We start from the raw sequence: 19773 nt of genomic DNA on the forward strand, positions 1-19773 counted from the left end.
GCGGTTGGAGTAAGGGGAGGACGGTGTTTCCAAGCTCCCTGCTCCACTTGTTTTGTCTGGACATAAGTAGATTCGAAGAAGCAATAGTCCAGCCAAAGCCAAAAGTCGCAGAGATCTAGGAAACTCCTAAATCCCCCGATGTCCAACCTTGCTTTCAAAAAGGCCGAGATCAAAGTATGCGACAACGCAAAATCGGCTGAATGGTTTGGGAAACCATCCAGCCGTTACGGAGGAAAATGAATTAGAGGGGGAGGTTTGATTTTTTGATCTCTGCGGAGAGTTGCTCTGGGTATCCATATGTTCCGTGTTCACTCAGATCAAGACCAACGAGTTCTTCCTCTTCGGATACGCGAATACCGATCGTTTTCTTCATGACCCATAGAATTGCGAAGGATACTGCGAAGGCGTAGATTGCGCATGTAACAACACCGAGTGCCTGAACGCCCAGCTGTCCGAAGCCGCCGCCATAGAATAGACCCGGGTTACCTACCGCAAGTTTTTCGACCAGTTCAGGAGTAGCAAAGAAACCAGTGGACAGTGTACCCCAGATTCCTGCAGTACCATGAGCAGACAAGGCTGCGATAGGATCATCAATTCTCATTTTCTCGAAGAAGCGGATGCTGAAAAAGACGAGGATACCGGCAATCAGGCCGATCACAATGGCAGCCCAGGAATCTACATAAGCACAAGATGCGGTGATGGCAACAAGTCCGGCAAGCGCACCGTTTAACATCATGCCTACATCCGCTTTTCCCATAAAGGCCCAAGCAACGAGGAGAGCAGCAACAGCACCGGCTGCGGCACCAAGCTGTGTATTGATGGCAACAAATCCGAAGAAACTTCCATCTTCCACGGTTAGTGTACTGCCTGCATTAAATCCGAACCAGCCTACCCATAGAATCATTACGCCGAGTGTTGTAAAGACTTGGTTATGACCTGGCATATGGTTTGGTTTACCATCTTTATTGTATTTACCGATCCGTGGTTTTAACAGAATTGTTGCTGCTAAAGCTGCACAAGCCCCTGTTAAATGAACTACTGTGGAACCAGCAAAGTCTTGGTCTCCATGTTCAGAGAGCCAGCCGCCGCCCCAAATCCAGTGTGCAATAACAGGATATACAAGTACGGAGAAGAGAACAGCGAAGATGAGATACGAGGATAATTTTGCTCTTTCGGCAAAACCGCCCCAAGCGATGGACATGGATACGGCAGCAAAAGCAAGCTGAAAGATGAACATAACGCTTGGGGCTATGATGTCATCTGCAGAAGAGCCTGTGACATTAAAAGCGAAGTAATCGCCCCAACCAATGAGTGCATTTCCTTGACCGCCAAAGATCAGCGCATAACCCACTGCCCAAAATACAATGGATACAATCCCGACGGTGAAGATCGTCTTGCCTGCAACGTGACCGGCGTTCTTCATTCGAGTTGAACCTGCTTCAAGAAGAATGAATCCGCCTTGCATGAATAATACCAAAATGGCTCCCAGCATGACCCAAACACTGTTTATTCCGATGACCTCCATCTTGAACCACTCCTTGTTTGTATAAAATGACTTGCATCACGCTGCTGACTGCAATATGAGAACGAGGACAACAACCTTCTATTCTCACAAATGGTAAAGTTTGTTTGTAAGGCTTTGACCGTATTGTAGAGCGAAAATTATACTTTGTCAATATATCTAACATAAGATTCTGTAAAATTTATTTTGTGCACACATTATTTGTATTATTATTTGCACTTTATTACATATTTAATATAAGTAATTCATTAATTATTCGAAATTGAATAGATATTAGGATGATCAAGCACATAAAACAGTATATTTACATTAAATAACTAATATATAACATATATATGACACAATTCGTTTTTATAAAACTTTTGGTTTTTGAAACGATCATCCTAGAAAAACGTATGAAAATTGGGCTTTTTTCATTAATATATATATAGGAGCTATTGGATCGTAAGAAAGGGATGCATATATGGAACAAGAGAGAGTTTGGCCAGACAGATTTAAGCGTTTTTTTCTCAATAATAAATTTGTTCTTTTTTTGTTGATCATCTTATTGATTGGTCTCAATATTATGGTCTTTACCAAAGTTTCATTCGTTTTTCGGCCTTTAGAAGTTTTGCTTAGGACCATTGTGATACCGATTTTATTAACAGGTGTAGTGTATTATTTACTGAATCCGCTGGTGGACATATTAGAACGCCGAGGTTTAAAAAGAATATATTCGATTCTGATCTTATATCTTCTAATTGCAGCTATTATTACGATTGTGATCCTTGCGGTCGTTCCCGTTGTGCGGCAACAGATTGAGGACTTAATTCTTAATTTCCCAAGATATTATGAAAATGTAGCCTTTCAGTTTGAACAGTTTATTGGAAGTCAGTATCTGACACAGATTCAATCCGCAGTTAATTTTGATTTGGATACGATGATTCAGGACTTATCTAAACAGGCGAGCACGATTTTGGATACGACTTTTTCAGGAATTGGCGGTTTCTTAGGAATCCTAACAGAGACCGTGCTCACCATCGTCACCGTGCCGTTCATTCTTTTCTATTTATTAAAAGACGGCAAAAAACTGCCTAATTATCTGTTGTCTTTCCTGCCAACAAAGATGCGGCCAGGGACAACTCGAATTCTTGCCGAATCCAATCATCAGATCAGCTCGTATATTCGCGGACAGATTATTGTGAGCTTCTGTATTGGTGTTCTGCTGTATATTGGCTATGTCATTATCGGTCTTGATTATGCGCTTATCCTTGCTGTGATTGCTGCCTTTACGAGTATTGTTCCTTATCTCGGACCGGCAATCGCGATCACACCTGCGCTTCTCGTTGCTGCCTTTACGTCACCGGTAATGCTGCTGAAAATGATCGCCGTTTGGACAATTGTTCAGCTGATCGAAGGGAAATTCATATCTCCGCAGATTATGGGAAAATCGCTTAAAGTGCATCCCATTACCATTATTTTTGTCATTCTGACAGCGGGGAATTTGTTTGGAGTGGTTGGGATCTTGCTGGCCGTACCCGGTTATGCCGTTCTTAAAGTGCTCTTCACCCATCTATTCAACTGGTTCAGGGATGGTTCGGGGCTCTACGATCAGGATATAAAATAAAAAGAAGCATTCTTGCAGACGTTAACTGCAGGAATGCTTCTTTTTATTTTCGAAGAAAGGTAAACCGATGTTACTCGTGTTTAATATGCTGAAGAGTCTGAATGAAGATTTGTTCAATATGTCCATCGTCGAGCGAATAATATACGGTTTTTCCTTCTTTGCGCCGCTTCACGATACGCATGTTGCGCAGGGAACGGAGCTGATGAGAGATGGCGGATTGTCCCATATCCAAAAGTACTGTGAGATCATGAACGCATAATTCTCTCTGTAATAATGCATCAATAATACGAAGGCGGGTCGGATCACTAAATGCCTTAAACCAGTCTGCCATTTGTACCGACGTTGTTTTATCAAGCAAGGAGTTTTTAAGGTTGTCTAGTGAAGCTTCCGAACCAGAGCATGTTGCATCACAATCTTCAATCGGTATTATTTTTTGATTTTCCATGTGTATCACCGCCTCTTATATTGTTTTATTATAGCCAAAATAAGGGGAAGTGTATAAATATATATTTATTGTTCCAAGTATCATTGACTTCGTCTTTGACAGGTGCATATAATAAATCCATAAACATATGAACAGTTGCTCATATATTACTTTTAACGATTTCCATGGGAAGTCAGAGGAGATGACAGAGCGTGAGTAATGAAACCAAACAAGTAAGATATGAACTGCTTTTGGATGGTCTTGACTGTGCGAACTGTGCAATGAAGATTGAAAATGGAGTAAGTAAACTGCAAGGAGTCACGTCTGCAACAGTTAACTTTGCAACATGTAAATTGATTCTTACTGCAGAAGATGAGACGAAAGAAGATGTCATCACGGAAGCAAAACGTAAAATTAAACAACTTGATTCGCATATTAAAGTTTCCGTCATAGGAGCGAGAACCCCTCAAAAAGAGGGCAGAAAAAATGGGCATGTCCATCAGCATCATGCCCATGATCACCACGGACATGATCACCACGGACATGATCACCACGGACATGATCACCACGGACATGATCACCACGGACATGATCACAGCCACGGCGAAGCGGACGGGCATGAAGGACATAGTCATGATCATAGTTCAGCCCAAATGCGTAAAGTTGCTGTACGGCTTGGTGCAGGAACGATCCTTGCTGTTCTCGCAGCACTGCTGCCGATCGGTGGCTGGGCTGAAGTCTCCTTGTTTGTGCTTGCTTATCTGCTGATTGGCGGTGATGTGTTATGGCAAGCTGTTCGCAATATTGCAAGAGGCCAGGTATTTGATGAATTTTTCCTGATGTCCATCGCAACGTTGGGCGCGTTTGCCATTCGGGAATACCCGGAAGCTGTTGCAGTCATGTTGTTTTATCAGATTGGAGAGATGTTTCAGAGTCTTGCTGTGAACCGTTCACGTAAGTCCATTCAGTCATTAATGAACATACGGCCGGACTATGCAAACGTGGAGACAGACCAAGGCACTCATAAAATCTCACCTGAACAAGTTGAAATAGGGAATATTATTGTTGTGAAGCCCGGAGAGCGGGTACCGCTTGATGGAGTCGTAATATCAGGGACCTCTATGCTTGATACCTCTGCACTGACAGGAGAGTCTCTTCCTAGAGAAGCAGAGCCGGGCAGTGAGATGCTGAGTGGATTTGTTAATCTAAATGGTGTCTTGAAAATAAAAGTATCCAAAACTTACGGTGAGTCCACCGTATCCAAAATTCTGGATCTTGTCCAAAATGCATCAAACAAAAAAGCACCTACGGAAACATTTATTAATAAATTTGCAAGGGTATATACTCCGATTGTCGTCATTGTAGCCCTGCTGTTAGCCATCATCCCACCGCTTGTGATGAGTGGTGCTGAATTCTCAGATTGGCTGTACCGGGCGCTGATCTTTCTTGTTATCTCCTGTCCTTGTGCCCTTGTTGTTTCCATTCCGCTTGGATTTTTTGGAGGCATTGGAGCGGCATCCAAAGCAGGGGTGCTTGTAAAAGGCGGAAATTACCTCGAAGCTTTGAGTCAAGTGAAAACAGTCGTATTTGATAAAACGGGAACTCTTACGGAAGGCGTTTTTGAAGTATCCGGGATTTATCCTTCTCGTAAGTTCCTTGCTTCTGCTGGTTCAGAAGAGGAAGCCAAACAACAGTTATTAGAATATACAGCTTATACAGAACTGCATTCTCATCATCCAATTGCGGCATCTATTCGAAAAGCATATCAAGAAGCGCTTCAAGAAGAGCGGGTTACAGATTATGAGGAATTATCAGGTTATGGAATTAGGGCAAGGGTGGATGGTCATATCATCTTTGCAGGGAATACGAAACTCATGAAACAGCAAGAAGTTGCTTACGAGGAGGCAGCAGCATACGGTACAGTTATTCATGTGGCAGTTGATGGGGCATATGCAGGGCACCTTGTTATCTCGGACCGAATCAAAGCAGATGCTGCCCGGGCGCTGGATGATCTTCGTTCCCTCTCGATTCATAAGACAGTGATGCTTACTGGGGACGTTCGATCTGTTGCCGAATCTGTTGCAAAGGAACTTGGAGTAGATGAGGTGCACGCAGAACTGCTTCCGCAGCATAAAGTGGAACAGATGGAGCGGATTACTGCTTCGAAAGATGCGAAAGAGAAAGTGATGTTTGTGGGTGACGGCATTAATGATACCCCTGTTCTTGCCCAAGCTGATGTGGGTGTTGCGATGGGAGGTCTCGGGTCGGATGCGGCGATTGAAGCTGCTGATATTGTCATCATGACGGATGAACCTTCTAAGATTGCAACGGCGATTCGCATTGCGAAACGGACCCGCACTATTGTATGGCAAAATATTATCTTTGCACTGGGTGTTAAAGCGGTGTTCCTTATTCTTGGTGCATTCGGCATAGCAACCATGTGGGAAGCTGTCTTCTCTGATGTGGGTGTGACTGTTCTTGCTGTACTAAACGCTATGCGGATCTTGGGATACAAAGAACCTGCTTCAGCAGTTAAATAGCAACCTATTTACACTATCAAAACGAAGCCTCTTCCTTTTTACTGGAGGAGGCTTTTTTTAGGGTTTGTTTTACGTTTCTCCATTCACTAAATTCCAGTTCCTCCTTAGATTCCCTAAGACAATTCTTCTTCTAAACCTATGTACATAGGCGAAAAATGTTAGCAATTATTGTTTTAATTACTGTCAGCGGGATATTACTTTATAAGGAATCAATTTCATATAATCTTTAGTTGCTTTAATCGAGAGGATATAGATCAAAGTGATTCTATTTTGAGTTATGAAATTGATTCAAGAGGATAACAATTAGATCAGTTCTTATTTTCATAGATCATTTTTAACTACTAATTCGAATGGAGGTCCTAAAATGTTACTACAGCATTTATATATTAACGGACAATGGAGAGAAGCAAAATCCTATACGACACTGCTTTCTCCTTACAGTGAAGAAACCATCGCACAAGTTGCTATTGCATCAGAACAAGATGTAGAAGATGCTGTTGAAGGAGCAGCGGAAGCTTTTAAAGTGATGCGCAAGATGCCTGCACACGAGCGTTCTTGCATTCTTGCAAAAGTTGCAGAGCTTTTAGAAGAGCGGAAAGACGAAGCTGCAGAGCAGATCGCTAAAGAGGCTGCAAAACCTCTCAAGGCAGCAAAGGCTGAGGTGGATCGGACGATCGAAACGTACCGTTTTGCAGCAGAGGAAGCCAAACGAATTCAGGGCGAGACGATTCCTATGGATGCGGCAGCTGGCGGAGAGGGAAGAATTGCTTACACGGTAAAAGAACCTGTCGGTGTGGTCGGAGCGATCACGCCATTTAATTTTCCGATGAATCTGGTTGCACATAAGCTTGGACCTGCCATCGCAGCTGGGAATACAATCGTGTTAAAACCTGCGGGACAGACGCCTTTGTCTGCCTATCTTATCGCGGAGTTATTTGAAAAAGCAGGTTTGCCCAAAGGTGCTCTTCAGGTGATAAGCGGGAATGGGAAAATGATCGGGGATAAGCTGGTTACTGACTCGCGTGTGAAGCATATTACATTCACAGGGAGTCCGAAAGTCGGAACGGGAATTCGAGAGAAAGCAGGCTTAAAAGGGGTGACACTTGAACTTGGCTCGAATGCTGCGGTCATTATCGATAAAGAACCAGGAGATTTAGAAGCCATTGCAGAGCGGGTGACAGCCGGTGCTTATTCTTACCAAGGCCAGGTATGTATCTCCGTGCAGCGAGTTTATGTTCATGAAGAGATTGCCGAATCCTTCACCAAGCTTCTAACTGAGAAAGTCTCTAAGCTGCGTACAGGTGATCCTTCGGACCCGAATACGGATGTATCGGCGCTCATTACAGAGGAGGATACACAGCGAGTAAGGGACTGGATTCAGGAAGCGAAGGCAGAGGGAGCGAAAGTAGTGATTGGCGGAGAGATGGAAGGCCGAGTGCTTAAACCAACCATCTTAACCCATGTGCCACTTTCTGCAAAAGTCTCCTGTCAGGAGGTATTTGGACCGGTCGTTGTAGTTCATAGCGTGAACTCGGTCACGGAAGCGATCCAGCTGGTAAACGATTCCATGTATGGACTTCAAGCGGGTATCTTCACACAAAACATCAATGATGCGATGAAAGCAGCAGATACACTTGAGGTGGGCGGCGTGATGATTAATGATATTCCTACTTTTCGCGTAGACCATATGCCTTACGGGGGTGTGAAACAAAGTGGATTTGGCAGAGAAGGCATCAAATATGCGCTGGATGCAATGACGGAACTTAAGCTTGTGGTCATTAACCGTAATTGAATCAATTTCATAACTCATTAAAACGATAAGTTTGTAACTATATATAGACAAATAGAACCATTTTGATCTATATATACTCCTGACTAAAGCAACGAAAGGTATTATGAAATTGATTCATTAGAACATTGTTTCATGTTCTTTTTTCTTATAACTAGGTTCATTCTGAACAGAATGGGTAACTAACCATATATAGTAAAATGAGAAGCTTAGACGTTCAAATGTACTTAATCCTATAGAACATGACCCACAGTAAGCAATCATTCAAATTAAAAAACAGCAGGAAGGGGGTGTGAGCGTTGCAGTATACATTAGATGATCTTTCCTCTTTTACAGGAGTGGATCAAGAGACATTAACTTCCTACGAGGAAGAAGGTTTACTTGAATCACACGGTGACGTAGATCATGCACCGAAGTATGGATATGATAGCTTGCTTGCACTTCAGCAGATTATGTTATACCGGGAACGATCTTTATCAGTCAATCAAATTAAAGAACGAATGCAATCGGAACCGAAGGAACTGCTGGGCAGACTGCACGATCATCGGCTGCATTTACTCAGAGAATCTTCTCGAATTCATACGTTAATCCAGTCCGTAGATGAAACGATTGAGTCGCTAGAACTCCATAAAGAGATCGAACCAGATCATCTATTTAGAGGTTTCAGCGAGGAGGAACGAAGCGAAAAGAAGGGACCAAGCCTCTCCCCAAGCGAAATCGAGATGGAGTTAAGTAACTCTACTACTCGGGTGCAGGAAGAATATTTATCATCCCAGGAGACGCTGGATATGATTAATGAACAGCTTCAACAAGCGATGGAGAGGGGACTCACTCCTGCAAGTGAGGAAGTACAAAGAACGGTACGAATGCACTTAGATTGGGTTAAACAATTTTATACGCCGACAGCAACGATATATAAAGGCCTGGCAGATCTTTACGTGGATAAGATACAGTATAGGGAGATATATAATCGTTACCATCCGGGGATGGCAGAGTATATGCGTGACAGTATGCTCGTGCTGGCGGATCGGGAACTGAAGTGAGTGTAATCCTATAAAAAACAGGCACCTTGAGAGAATTCTCGAGGTGTCTGTTTTTTAATGCTTTATTTATATTATAGCTGTGCTGATAAAATTTCCACGAATTGTTCCAAAAATTCCTGATCTACTTGGTCAAAACGGGATAAATGGGGGCTGTCTATATCCAGTACACCGAACAGTTCTCCATTTTTCACAATAGGAACGACAATTTCACTTTTGGTTGCTTCATCACAAGCAATATGTCCGGGGAATTCATTCACGTTCTCCACACGTATCGTGCGGCGCTGCTCAGCGGATGTTCCGCATACGCCTCTTCCTATACCAATTCGAATACAAGCGGGAAGACCTTGGAAAGGTCCCAAGACGAGTTCCTTACCATCATAAATATAAAATCCAACCCAGTTGATATCGGTTAAAAATACATTGAGCAAAGCAGAAGCGTTTGCCATATTGGCTATTGCATTCGGTTCATCATAGATTAAGCCTTTTAATTGACTGAGCACGGTATGGTATTGTTCCTCACGTGTTCCTTCGTAGGCAGTAGTTTGAAATGACATGTGTAGTCCCCTTCCAGATAGTCGCTAGTATTATGTTTCACCTGTGGATATGAACAAAAAATCATTAATATATCTAATTAATTGTATGTGATTGATCTCACGTAAGCAAGGGTAATGATGAAGTAAACGAAGGAAGTTTTCTAACGAGTACAATGGAATATCATTTTATGATGACAAGCTATTTTAATCAAAAGAGAGGAGTTATGATATGCTAGCAGATACACAAAATTTATTTATCCGAATTCACATGCTTCACATGGCTCAAAGTGAAGATTTAACGGTAACTGGCGTACTCACTAAGCTTGAAACACAAGGTTACAGAGTAGGTGAGCGTGAAGTGAAACAAGAGCTGGAGAGACTTACCCAAGAAAATTTTCTGACTTCTCACGATGATAAATTTAGTATCACAGGAGCAGGAATTGCAGAATTTAAAGAAGTTCGTACCCTGCTTGGATCGGTTGCGGCAGAGGTTGTAGAAACAGAAACTGTCTAATTCGTTCCCATCCATCACTTGATACGAAAAAGAAAAAGCACGTGCACCTCTATTAGTCATAGGGGATCACGCGCTTTTTCTTTTTTTGCCTAATGAATTAAATAGGACGATACAAAGGACTTACTATGCTTCGAGTGGAGTAAGAGAATCTACTCCCTTGGCTGATTCGGAAGAAAAAGCGGGATGAACTTCATGGGTTGCATCTTTACATACGAAATTTTCTTCTCTGTATAAAATCTCATTAACAAAATCCATAACTTCCGTACGGTATAAGGACGGATTGGTCATATAAGCATTCGCATGCTCTGCTTTTTCCACTAATAATAAACGTTTGAATCCAATTTTACGGGAGAATAAATCCTCGCTCATATAGGTAGGAACAAATCGATCCTCTATGCCGTGAACAAACATGACAGGGAGCTCGCTTTCTTCTACTGCGCGCAGCGGCGATACCTGTTCTATTCGAAAACCGGCTCTTTTTAGTACACGTCGATGCATGATCGTATAAAACCAGGGGAAAACTTGAAGTTTGACTCGTCTAATCTGGTATTTCATAAGTTCAGTCAAATCAGAGTAAGGACAATCGGCAATCACAAATTTCACGCAAGGGTCTGCAATGGATAGATACTCGAGGACCGTACCGCCGCCTAAAGATTGCCCGTGCAGACCGATAAGGCAGTCCTGACCAACGCGTTCGCGTAAAAGATCCACCCAAGCTGCGACATCATACTTCTCTTTGTATCCAAACGTTGTATAGATGCCTTCACTTTTTCCATGTCTCCGCTGATCAACGAGCAGTAGATTAAACCCGAGCTCGGAGAACATCGTAATGTACTGCGTTGATATAGAGTGAGATGCGGTGTAACCGTGTACTATAATAATCCAGCGATGGGAAGAAGGGTTGGGTTCAACGATGACGCCATGGAGCTTAAGACCATCTTGGCTTTTAATCCATACATCTTCTTTAGCCAGTTCATTATAGGCTGATCGGTGATAGACACCTGCCTTTTCAAGCATGGAGAACAAATAATCTTCACTCCGTACCTTCATACGCATCATTTTTCTAAAAGTATACGTAAGAAGTCCTTCCACTAAGAGTAAGAAGGAAAGCAAAATGAAAGCAATTTGATACATCGTGGGTCGTTCCTCCTTCCATGGATACTGACCGTAGTATACCCCTTGATTTATGTCTGATATCCCCGTACCTATGATTATCCACTTGTCTTCTTTTTCTTCCTGTGATTAGATGACTAGAGCAACAAGCTGTTTTACTGCAGAAAGGATAAATAGGAGGAATTAACATGTATAGATGCTCAGGTCACCTCCCTGAATTACATACAGAACGATTGTGGCTGAGAAAGCTGCGGAAGCAGGATAGCGCAGCGATTTTCCAGGTATGGTCTGATCCAGCCGTCACAAAATATATGAATATTGAGTCCATGCACAGCAAAGAGGATGCGGAGGAAATGATTGAACTCCTCGATGGGTGCTCGCAAAATGAAGAGGGTTTTCGATTCGCAATTATTGAAAAAAGCAGTGGTAAAATTATTGGCAGCTGTGGATTTAACAATTGGCAGCTTGAAGGTGCGTTTCGCGGTGAGATTGGATATGAACTGGCTTCTTCGCACTGGCGGCAAGGACTCATGACAGAAGCGGTAACCAAATTGCTGGATTTCGGTTTTACTACCATGGAATTAAACCGTATAGAGGCTTTAGTTGATCCGCGAAACGATGCTTCTGCCAAGCTGCTATCATCCCTGTCATTTACTTGTGAAGGGATTCTTCGGCAGCTGCAATATACATCTACAGGTTATAAGGATATGCAGATGCACTCCCTTTTGTTTGAAGAATGGAAGTATTTGAGAAAATAAACTTGAAAAACACTTCAAATCATTTCCTGTGAATAAAATAAGCTGCTTTCTTCCCTGGGGAGTAAGGGAATGGTAATATGGAATAGGTTTGCGTGAAAGCAAACAAAGGAAAGAAGGTATTAATTTTTATGACGAATACTAATCAAATAAATGGCCGCGGCCTCATCTTAATTGGTGTGCTGCTGGCCACATTTTTGTCTGCAATTGAAGGGACTGTGATCGGCCCTGCAGGACCAACGATCGTGAGCGATCTTGGGGATGTATCGCTGCTGAGCTGGATCTTTACGTCCTACCTGCTGACGATGGCGGTCAGCACTCCGATCTTTGGTAAAATTAGCGATCTTTACGGCAGAAAACCCGTGTTCCTCATCGGTGTAGCCTTGTTTTTATTAGGCAGTATCTTGTGCTGTTTTGCTGTAAATATGGAAAGTATGATTGCTTTTCGAGCCATTCAGGGGATTGGAGCGGGGGCAGTAGTTCCTGTGACGTTCACGATTATCGGCGACATTTACAGTATTGAAGAACGCGGCAAGGTGCAGGGACTGATCAGTTCGGTATGGGGGATTTCTTCGTTAGTCGGTCCCCTGATCGGCGGTTATTTTGTTGATTATCTGGGTTGGCAGTGGATATTTGGATTTAATATTCCCTTTGGACTTCTAGCAATGTGGTTTGTTGCGAAGTACTTTAAAGAAGAAGTAGTAAAAAGAAATACGAAAATCGACTTTGCGGGTGCATTTACCTTTATTATTGGGATTACTTCGTTATTGATTGTACTCACACTTGGCGGTCAGTCTTATGCATGGACTTCACCATTTATTATTCTTCTACTCCTTGGTGCAATCAGTTTTCTGATCTTATTTGTTTATATCGAAAGTAAAGCAGAGGAACCGCTTGTTCCACTGAGTCTATTCCGTATTCGGGATATTACCTTATCTAATATTTCTGGCATGCTCATCAGCGCTCTGCTTATTGGTCTTTCGAGTTACCTTCCCCTGTGGGTACAAGGAGTACGCGGAGGAAACGCTACTTCTTCCGGTTTAATGCTCGCGCCCATGTCAATAGGATGGTTAATCGGAGGAATTATTGCAGGCAGACTTCTTGTAAAGCTCGGCTCACGTAAAACTACACTAATTGGGCTTACGGCTATTGTCATCGGTTCGGTTGGTTTACTATTTGTAGCGGCCAGCACACCAGAATGGGTGATGTATGTATATACTTTCATCTATGGTATTGGTTTTGGATTTTCTTTTACCGTGTTTACGATTATTGCCCAGTCTTCTGTAGGTCATCGTCAAAGAGGGGCTTCTACAGCGCTGAATACTTTTACACGGACACTGGGACAAACCATCGGAGCTGCTGCGTTTGGTACTTGGTTAAATGTGCGAATTGCCGCTCTTTCTGATGAATACCATTTGACCGAACAAGGCATCACACAAGCAGATATTAATCAAATCCTTGCTCCGCATGGCACGGCTACGATGCCAGATCATCTCAAGATGATGCTGCAAAATGTACTTGAACTCAGTTTACATTCACTTTTTGTTATTATGATGATTATCTCCATTGTTGCTTTTCTTGTGACTGCGGGTCTGCGGAACGCAGCGCCTGAACCTGTGACTGACGAAGATCAGTAAGGAATCATTTATCTATATTTTAACTCCATAATCGATGTGAGATTATTTTTCTCTTCCTCTATCATAAATAGACGCTATCAGCGGCATACTAAGAAACAGCGTGACAGGCATTCTTGAATTCTAGATATGATGAAGAGAGGATGAGCGATGTGGAGGAACCTGCAATCCTGACTCAATTTCCTGATCAGACAAAAGCTCGCGGAGCATTTGAAACGTTAGTAGAGTTAGGTTATAAACCAGAAATGCTCGGATCAGGTCTTATGGATGTAAAGATAGAGCAACAGGACATTACGACAGCTCTTGAAATTATCGAAGTTTTTGAAGGAAAGATACAGGATGAGAACGGGAATCGAGAGAGGATTACTCCTAGTTTCGATGGTAAAGATGATACCGAATTCGCATACCTGTCCATTCCGGCCCACACGGTTAATGAAGATTTAGATGAAGCTTACTTATCTGGACAGAGCGACAATCCTTTCGGGGATAACTTCCTGGAAGAAGAGCGTAATTATAGTACGGACCATGATGATTTTGGGGCAGCATACGGGGGCTTTTCAGGTAGTGTAAAAGCGTAACAATACAAAAAAAGCGATCATTCCAAAGTGATCGCTTTTTTGTATGTGCATAGCTCTAATAGAATTTGATACCTGCTTATGCTCCAGCAGTTTGTTGTGCAGCATGTTTCCCTGCGGTGTATCCGGTGGAGAAGGCAGCCGTGATATTATATCCTCCGGTGTAGCCGTGAATATCAAGGATTTCTCCGCAAAAATAAAGACCTTGCATGAGCTTAGATTCCATTGTTTTCGGGTATATCTCTTTTAAGTTTACTCCGCCTCCTGTCACGAATGCTTCAGCAAGAGAACGAGTTCCTGTTACAACAATAGGAAAACCTTTTATTAGATTCGCCAGGGTTTCCATCGCGCCTTTAGGAAGGTGATGATATGTCGTATCTTCTTCAATCTCGGCTTTGGTCAGGATGACAGGGATAAGCCGCTCAGGAACAATTCCTTTCAGCGAGTTTTTGATCGCTTTTTTCGGCTCCTGTTCAAGTTTATATTTCAGTTCCTGTGTCATTTCTCCCAGAGATTTTGAGGGATATAGATCAAGCTTCATCGTTACCTGATGTGAACCTGTTTTCTTCTGTACTTTCCGAATGAACTGACTGCACCTTAGAGCTATAGGTCCAGATAAACCGAAATGAGTAAAAATCATATCTCCTTCATGACGAATGACGACTTTATCTTTCGCATCGTGAACCGAGAGGGCAACGTCCGATAAAGACAGACCCTGCAGTTCTTTCGACTGAATGAAACGCTCGCCTGAAACAATAGGCACCTCGGTAGGGTATAATTCGGTTATGGTATGACCTGCCGCTTCAGCCCATGGGTATCCATCCCCTGTAGAACCGGTTTGAGGTACTGATTTTCCTCCTGTCGCGACAATAACTGCATCTGAACGAATCATCTTACCTGATGCAAGCTTCACCCCGGCAACCTTCTGATCCTCATACACAATTTCGGACACGGGTGAGTCCGTATAAATCTTTACCCCGAGAGCTGTTGCTTTTCCAATGAGTGCATCCACTACTGTCTTGGCCCGGTCGGATACCGGGAACATTCTTCCATTGTCTTCTTCTTTCAAAGCAATGCCAAGATCCTCAAAGAACCGCATAATTCCTCTGTTATCCATATGTTGAAAAGCGCTGTACAAAAACTTGCCGTTTCCTGGTATATGGCGGATCAGCTCGTCTGGTTCTTTGGCATTGGTTACATTACAACGGCCGCCTCCCGAAATTCCAAGTTTCCGTCCAAGTTTATTACCTTTATCTATAAGAAGAACGGAAGCTCCATGTTCCGCTGCGGCAACAGAAGCCATAAGACCGGATGGACCTCCGCCAATCACAATTACATTTACATTCATTGTATGAATTAACCTCTTTCTATACCTTATTGCGAACTTCAAAACCCTGGGCAGGTCTCAGGGCGGGTCTCTTATCTATCGTATCAGAACCATGAGATGAAGTCGAAACGATGTCGTAATTTGTTTTTATATCGAAATAAAGAGAAAAGAACTGGATGAATAATGGTATTTTTGCGTATCTACACACAGAAAATATTGTAAAATAATGCTTGCTATGTTTTAATCAGGTTACATAAGGATGTGCCTCGGTAACGTTGCGCGAAGGAGGAATAACAGCCCATGTTTGCGGTCAAAGGTATTTTGTTGCAAGTCCTGCTTGCTGGTATCACTCCGCTTTTATTTTTCCTTTTTTTAGGGCGATTCGGGACCGAATTTCAAGAGATGAAAAAAGCATCGTCATCTGTGCAGATCCAGCGTAGTTTATTGCTCTCTTGTTTCATTACGCTTTGCTTATGCTTTCTTTTTTCGTCTGTCTTATTAGAAAAGATCTATCTGAATTTAAGTCTGGTTCCCGTCACTTTATCTATCTTGTACGGATCCTACCCAATTGGGATTTTAGTCTCGGTGATCTCGATGGCAGCCTTCTTTTTTATCTCCGATTATTGGACAGAACCCGCTATCTTTTTAGGATCAGGCGCTTTACTTTATCCTATTATGTTATTGTTCGTAAAATATTTTAAAAAAGCAAGTCTATCCAGTAAAAAGAAAATTTTTTCAGTGATTTGGTTTTCTTACACGATTCCTTGTTATGGAATTGTTTTGTGGAAATATAATTTTGAACGGACAGAACAGATTGAATATGCGCTCTATTCATCGCTATACATCTTTTCCTCACTGTTTGTTCTTCTCGCTGCAATTCATTTAATAGAAAAAATTCTAGTGTATCACAGCTTTGCTGCTGAACTTGAAATTCGCTGGAAAGAATATCGTCATCAATTAGATATGAATGAACATTTATTAAATACCGTACCTGTGTCGGTCGTTGCCTTTGACATGGAAGGGAATATTGTTAATGCCAATACACGGATGCTTACTCAGATGAAGACGAAGGAATTTATGCCAAATTCCCCTGAAGAAATGATTGGCAAACGAATTGAAGCCATCATTGGTATTGAACATGGACTGCGTGTAACTGAGCGAATTCGAAATGCAAGCCAAACTGGTGAGATCACCTCTGAGTACTTGAGAGTAGGAACTAACACCTATTTCACTACCATATCTCCTGTTAAAAATCCGATTAGCGGAAGAATGATCGGATCATCCATGGTTCTTCAGGATATAACGGAACTTGAGACGCTTCGTAATGAGCTTGCCCATGTAGAAAGGCTGGGTGTTGTCGGTCAAATGGCAGCCAGTATTACACATGAGGTGCGTAATCCGATGGCTGTAGTCAGAGGATTTCTGCAGCTGCTTAGGGAGAAAAGTCCCCAGTCTCTTGATCATTATTACCATATTGTGATGGATGAATTAGATCGAGCTAACAGTATTATTAATGACTTTCTTTCTCTGGCTCAGAATCATGCTTCTGAAAAAGAAGAAGTCCATCTCCATCATATCATTAAGGAGCTGGCCCCTTTACTGCTCGCAGATGCCAACATGAGAGGTCAATCCATAGAAGTGAGATTAGATGACAATATTCCAAGCAGGTTTGTGGATCCAAAGGAAATTAAACAGCTGATACTGAACTTGGCACGAAACGGAATGGAAGCGATGGGGAATAAAGGAACGCTGATTATTAGTACGGCTTTGGAGGAGGGAGATGTAAGACTCAGTGTAAGTGACAGCGGCCAAGGCATTCCTCTTGAAACGCAAAATAAACTTTTCGAGCCATTTTTCACAACGAAATCAGAAGGAACAGGTCTTGGTTTATCATTATGCCAAGGCATTGCCGAAAGACATAATGCAATCATCAGAATTGAATCAGAAGAAGGGGTAGGCACTACTTTTCATGTGATTTTTAAAAAGTAATAAGATGGCGGCCTGTTTAATAAAGGGCAGATTCGTGTATCAATACATAAGAACTTAGGGGCATAAGTTAAGAGGGGATAGAAAACCTGATTCAGAGTCATAATAAGTTTGCCATCATGCTTTAGGGTGTGTGGCTTAAGCATCATAGATAACTTTGTGACGAAGAGAGGAGGGATTCCCTGTGTCAAAAAATGATTCTAAACAACAACAGCTTCAAAAGGAATCCAACAAAAAGAGCCATTCAAAAGGTCAAGTAACGGACAAGAAGCTGCAAGGTGACAATTTCCCTGCAACCTAGGTTGCAAAAATATTCAAATCCTTGTGTATCTATGAAGGGGATCCAAGGTTTGATGAGCTCTCATCCTCCCTTGCGTTCACAACTTATGAATGTATAATAAGGTTAGCATCGATTTTTAAAAGTGATTAATCTAATATACAGATATTCATAAGGAGTGAATAGAACATGTCTATGTCTTTTGATCAATACATGAGAGATATGGTTCAACCAATGAGGGATGAACTTACAAACCTTGGTATAAAGGAACTTCGCACTGCAGAAGAAGTAGAAGCGAATTTGCCAGAAGCAAAAGGAACCACACTGGTCGTTGTCAATTCTGTATGCGGATGCGCAGCAGGTCAAGCACGTCCTGGAGTTGGTAAAGCTCTGGAAAATGAGGTGAAACCGGATCATTTATTCACCGTATTTGCAGGTCAAGATAAGGAAGCGACTGCAAAAGCGCGTGAGTACTTTGCTCCGTATCCACCATCATCTCCTTCTATAGCCCTGCTTAAGGATGGGGAACTTGTACACTTCATCGAACGTCATCAGGTAGAAAATCGTTCTGCAGAAGAGATTGCAGAAGATCTGACAGACGCTTTTAATCGTTACTGCAAATAGTCAGTTACATAACGCCCCTAGGTTTTCGGTTCATACCCGAACGCTCTTGGGGCGTTTTGTCTTTTTCTTTTCTTATTGCCTATAAGATATCATGGAGAAACCGAGGTGTGGATGATGAGTTTACAAGAGCAAATCATTGCTGAATTAAAAGTAAAGAAAAGCATTAACCCGGAAGAAGAAGTTCGTAAGCGTGTGGATTTTCTGAAGGACTATGTAAAACAATCCCATACGAAGGGACTTCTCATTGCGATTAGCGGTGGACTTGATAGTGCAGTGGCAGCCGGACTATGTAAACTAGCAACCGATGAACTCACGAAGGAAACAGGGGAAGAATACAAAACGCTTGGCGTATTCCAACCATACGGCGAACAGGCGGATATTGAACATAGTTATGCTACAGCGAAAGCATTTGACCTTCATTATACATTGGAGACAAATATTGAAGAAGCAGTGAATGAAATCGCACTTGAAGTGGAGCATGGTTTCAAAAAGATGGGGATGTCTCGTCATATGTCACCGCAGGGCAAAGGAAATGTAAAAGCGAGAACACGAATGGTTATGCAATATGCATTATCTTTCGAAATGAATCTGCTCGTTGTGGGTACAGACCATGCGTCAGAAGCGATTACTGGATTCTATACAAAATGGGGAGATGGTGCAGTTGATATCACTCCGCTATCTAGTCTGAATAAACGTCAAATTCGCCAGGTTGCTGCTCATATTGGTGTACCTGATGAGATTATTAATAAGGCGCCTACAGCAGGACTATGGGAAGGCCAAACCGATGAGGATGAACTGGGAATTTCCTATGAAGATAACAGCGATTATTTGGAAGGAAAAGAAATTCCTGCGGAAGCAAGAGAGAAGCTCGAAGCAGCTTATCAGCGTACCGGCCACAAACGGAATGCGATTCCAGGCATTTAATACATTACGAATAATAAACGATAGGAAAGTCTTACGTCTATGTTGCCCCCGTTATTTCTGGCTTATGCCGAAAACGGGGGTTTTTGTCATCTCTAGAACATAGATTCTAGTGAGTCAGACTGTTACAATAGATGGGACTTCATATAGAAGGGTGGTGATCTCAGATGATTTATGGAATCGGCAATGATGTACTGGAAACAGAGCGAATTCGGCGTATTTTAGAAAGTGATCGGAGAATATCGTTTATTAACAGGCTTCTGACAAAAAAAGAGCAGGATCTTCTTTTTACACGAAATAAAAATGAGCTGGCTTATGTGTCGGGACGATTTGCTGCTAAAGAAGCGATAACAAAAGCATTTGGCTGCGGAATCGGGCAAACGATTGGTTTTCAAGATCTCGAAATTTTGCCTGATGAGAAAGGGAAGCCTGTTGTTTCATTAACTGCAGATGCTTGGCAGCGTCTGGATCTCACCGGGGAACAGGAGTATCTTATTCATCTGAGTATTTCACATCAACCCGCTGTAGCCGCAGCTTTTGCGATTGTGGAACGAATAGACAAAACGGCACATTAATACAGATTTCGATAG

17 protein-coding genes are annotated in these 19773 nt (G+C 42.4%); 12 read left to right on the forward strand and 5 right to left on the reverse strand.

Annotation, left to right across the window (positions count from 1 at the left end; translation table 11 throughout):
• Positions 1-241 precede the first annotated feature (241 nt).
• Positions 242-1525, reverse strand: a complete 1284-nt coding sequence (locus tag QPK24_RS02725; protein WP_285745953.1) for an ammonium transporter — start codon at positions 1523-1525, stop codon at positions 242-244.
• A gap of 460 nt (positions 1526-1985) precedes the next feature.
• Between QPK24_RS02725 and QPK24_RS02730 the strand changes: the two genes are divergently transcribed.
• Entirely contained in the window at positions 1986-3128 is a 1143-nt protein-coding gene (locus tag QPK24_RS02730) for an AI-2E family transporter (RefSeq protein WP_285745955.1), read from the forward strand.
• Between the two features lie 70 nt (positions 3129-3198).
• On the opposite strand, the gene QPK24_RS02735 is transcribed toward QPK24_RS02730, so the two are convergent.
• Complete coding sequence (locus tag QPK24_RS02735; protein WP_285745957.1) at positions 3199-3573, reverse strand: ArsR/SmtB family transcription factor; 375 nt, start codon at positions 3571-3573, stop codon at positions 3199-3201.
• Positions 3574-3764: 191 nt separating this feature from the next.
• Here QPK24_RS02735 and QPK24_RS02740 point away from each other — a divergent pair, with 191 nt between their 5' ends.
• The 3 genes from QPK24_RS02740 (at position 3765) to QPK24_RS02750 (ending at position 8924) form a co-directional block, all read left to right on the forward strand.
• Positions 3765-6092: a heavy metal translocating P-type ATPase gene (locus QPK24_RS02740; protein WP_285745959.1), complete on the forward strand. Its 2328-nt coding sequence runs from the start codon at positions 3765-3767 to the stop codon at positions 6090-6092.
• Between the two features lie 364 nt (positions 6093-6456).
• Positions 6457-7884, forward strand: a complete 1428-nt coding sequence (locus QPK24_RS02745) for an aldehyde dehydrogenase family protein (protein WP_285745961.1) — start codon at positions 6457-6459, stop codon at positions 7882-7884.
• Positions 7885-8180: 296 nt separating this feature from the next.
• Positions 8181-8924 (forward strand): MerR family transcriptional regulator, encoded by a 744-nt coding sequence (locus QPK24_RS02750; RefSeq protein WP_285745963.1) that lies wholly within the window; start codon positions 8181-8183, stop codon positions 8922-8924.
• 71 nt (positions 8925-8995) lie between these two features.
• Here the strand turns inward: QPK24_RS02750 and QPK24_RS02755 are convergent, their stop codons facing one another.
• Positions 8996-9478, reverse strand: a complete 483-nt coding sequence (locus QPK24_RS02755) for a GAF domain-containing protein (RefSeq protein ID WP_285745965.1) — start codon at positions 9476-9478, stop codon at positions 8996-8998.
• A gap of 208 nt (positions 9479-9686) precedes the next feature.
• On the opposite strand from QPK24_RS02755, the gene QPK24_RS02760 reads away from it, so the two are divergent.
• Positions 9687-9971, forward strand: coding sequence for a hypothetical protein (locus tag QPK24_RS02760; RefSeq protein WP_285745968.1), 285 nt, complete (start codon positions 9687-9689; stop codon positions 9969-9971).
• A 123-nt stretch (positions 9972-10094) separates the two neighbouring features.
• On the opposite strand, the gene QPK24_RS02765 is transcribed toward QPK24_RS02760, so the two are convergent.
• On the reverse strand, positions 10095-11105 hold the full coding sequence (locus QPK24_RS02765) for an alpha/beta hydrolase (RefSeq protein ID WP_285745970.1): 1011 nt from the start codon (positions 11103-11105) through the stop codon (positions 10095-10097).
• 167 nt (positions 11106-11272) lie between these two features.
• Between QPK24_RS02765 and QPK24_RS02770 the strand changes: the two genes are divergently transcribed.
• From QPK24_RS02770 to QPK24_RS02780, 3 genes are all read left to right on the forward strand, one after another.
• The gene (locus tag QPK24_RS02770) at positions 11273-11842 is read left to right on the forward strand and encodes a GNAT family N-acetyltransferase (RefSeq protein ID WP_285745972.1); all 570 of its coding nucleotides are present in this window, start codon (positions 11273-11275) and stop codon (positions 11840-11842) included.
• A gap of 128 nt (positions 11843-11970) precedes the next feature.
• A complete protein-coding gene (locus QPK24_RS02775) occupies positions 11971-13476 on the forward strand; it encodes an MDR family MFS transporter (protein WP_285745974.1) in 1506 nt (501 codons plus the stop codon).
• A 140-nt stretch (positions 13477-13616) separates the two neighbouring features.
• Positions 13617-14051: a hypothetical protein gene (locus QPK24_RS02780; RefSeq protein ID WP_285745976.1), complete on the forward strand. Its 435-nt coding sequence runs from the start codon at positions 13617-13619 to the stop codon at positions 14049-14051.
• A 76-nt stretch (positions 14052-14127) separates the two neighbouring features.
• Here QPK24_RS02780 and QPK24_RS02785 read toward each other — a convergent pair whose 3' ends face one another.
• Complete coding sequence (locus QPK24_RS02785) at positions 14128-15396, reverse strand: BaiN/RdsA family NAD(P)/FAD-dependent oxidoreductase (protein WP_285745978.1); 1269 nt, start codon at positions 15394-15396, stop codon at positions 14128-14130.
• A gap of 279 nt (positions 15397-15675) precedes the next feature.
• Between QPK24_RS02785 and QPK24_RS02790 the strand changes: the two genes are divergently transcribed.
• From QPK24_RS02790 to acpS, 4 genes are all read left to right on the forward strand, one after another.
• Positions 15676-17364 carry a two-component system sensor histidine kinase NtrB gene (locus QPK24_RS02790; RefSeq protein WP_285745980.1) on the forward strand — a complete coding sequence of 563 codons (1689 nt, stop codon included), beginning with the start codon at positions 15676-15678 and terminating at the stop codon, positions 17362-17364.
• Positions 17365-17827: 463 nt separating this feature from the next.
• Positions 17828-18262 carry a BrxA/BrxB family bacilliredoxin gene (locus QPK24_RS02795; RefSeq protein ID WP_285745982.1) on the forward strand — a complete coding sequence of 145 codons (435 nt, stop codon included), beginning with the start codon at positions 17828-17830 and terminating at the stop codon, positions 18260-18262.
• Positions 18263-18376: 114 nt separating this feature from the next.
• A complete protein-coding gene (nadE, locus tag QPK24_RS02800) occupies positions 18377-19186 on the forward strand; it encodes an NAD(+) synthase (RefSeq protein ID WP_285749053.1) in 810 nt (269 codons plus the stop codon).
• A 164-nt stretch (positions 19187-19350) separates the two neighbouring features.
• Positions 19351-19758 (forward strand): holo-ACP synthase, encoded by a 408-nt coding sequence (gene acpS / locus QPK24_RS02805; protein ID WP_285745984.1) that lies wholly within the window; start codon positions 19351-19353, stop codon positions 19756-19758.
• Positions 19759-19773 lie beyond the last annotated feature (15 nt).

Source organism: Paenibacillus polygoni (genome assembly GCF_030263935.1).
In the GTDB taxonomy this organism is placed as follows: Bacteria; Bacillota; Bacilli; order Paenibacillales; family Paenibacillaceae; genus Paenibacillus; species Paenibacillus polygoni.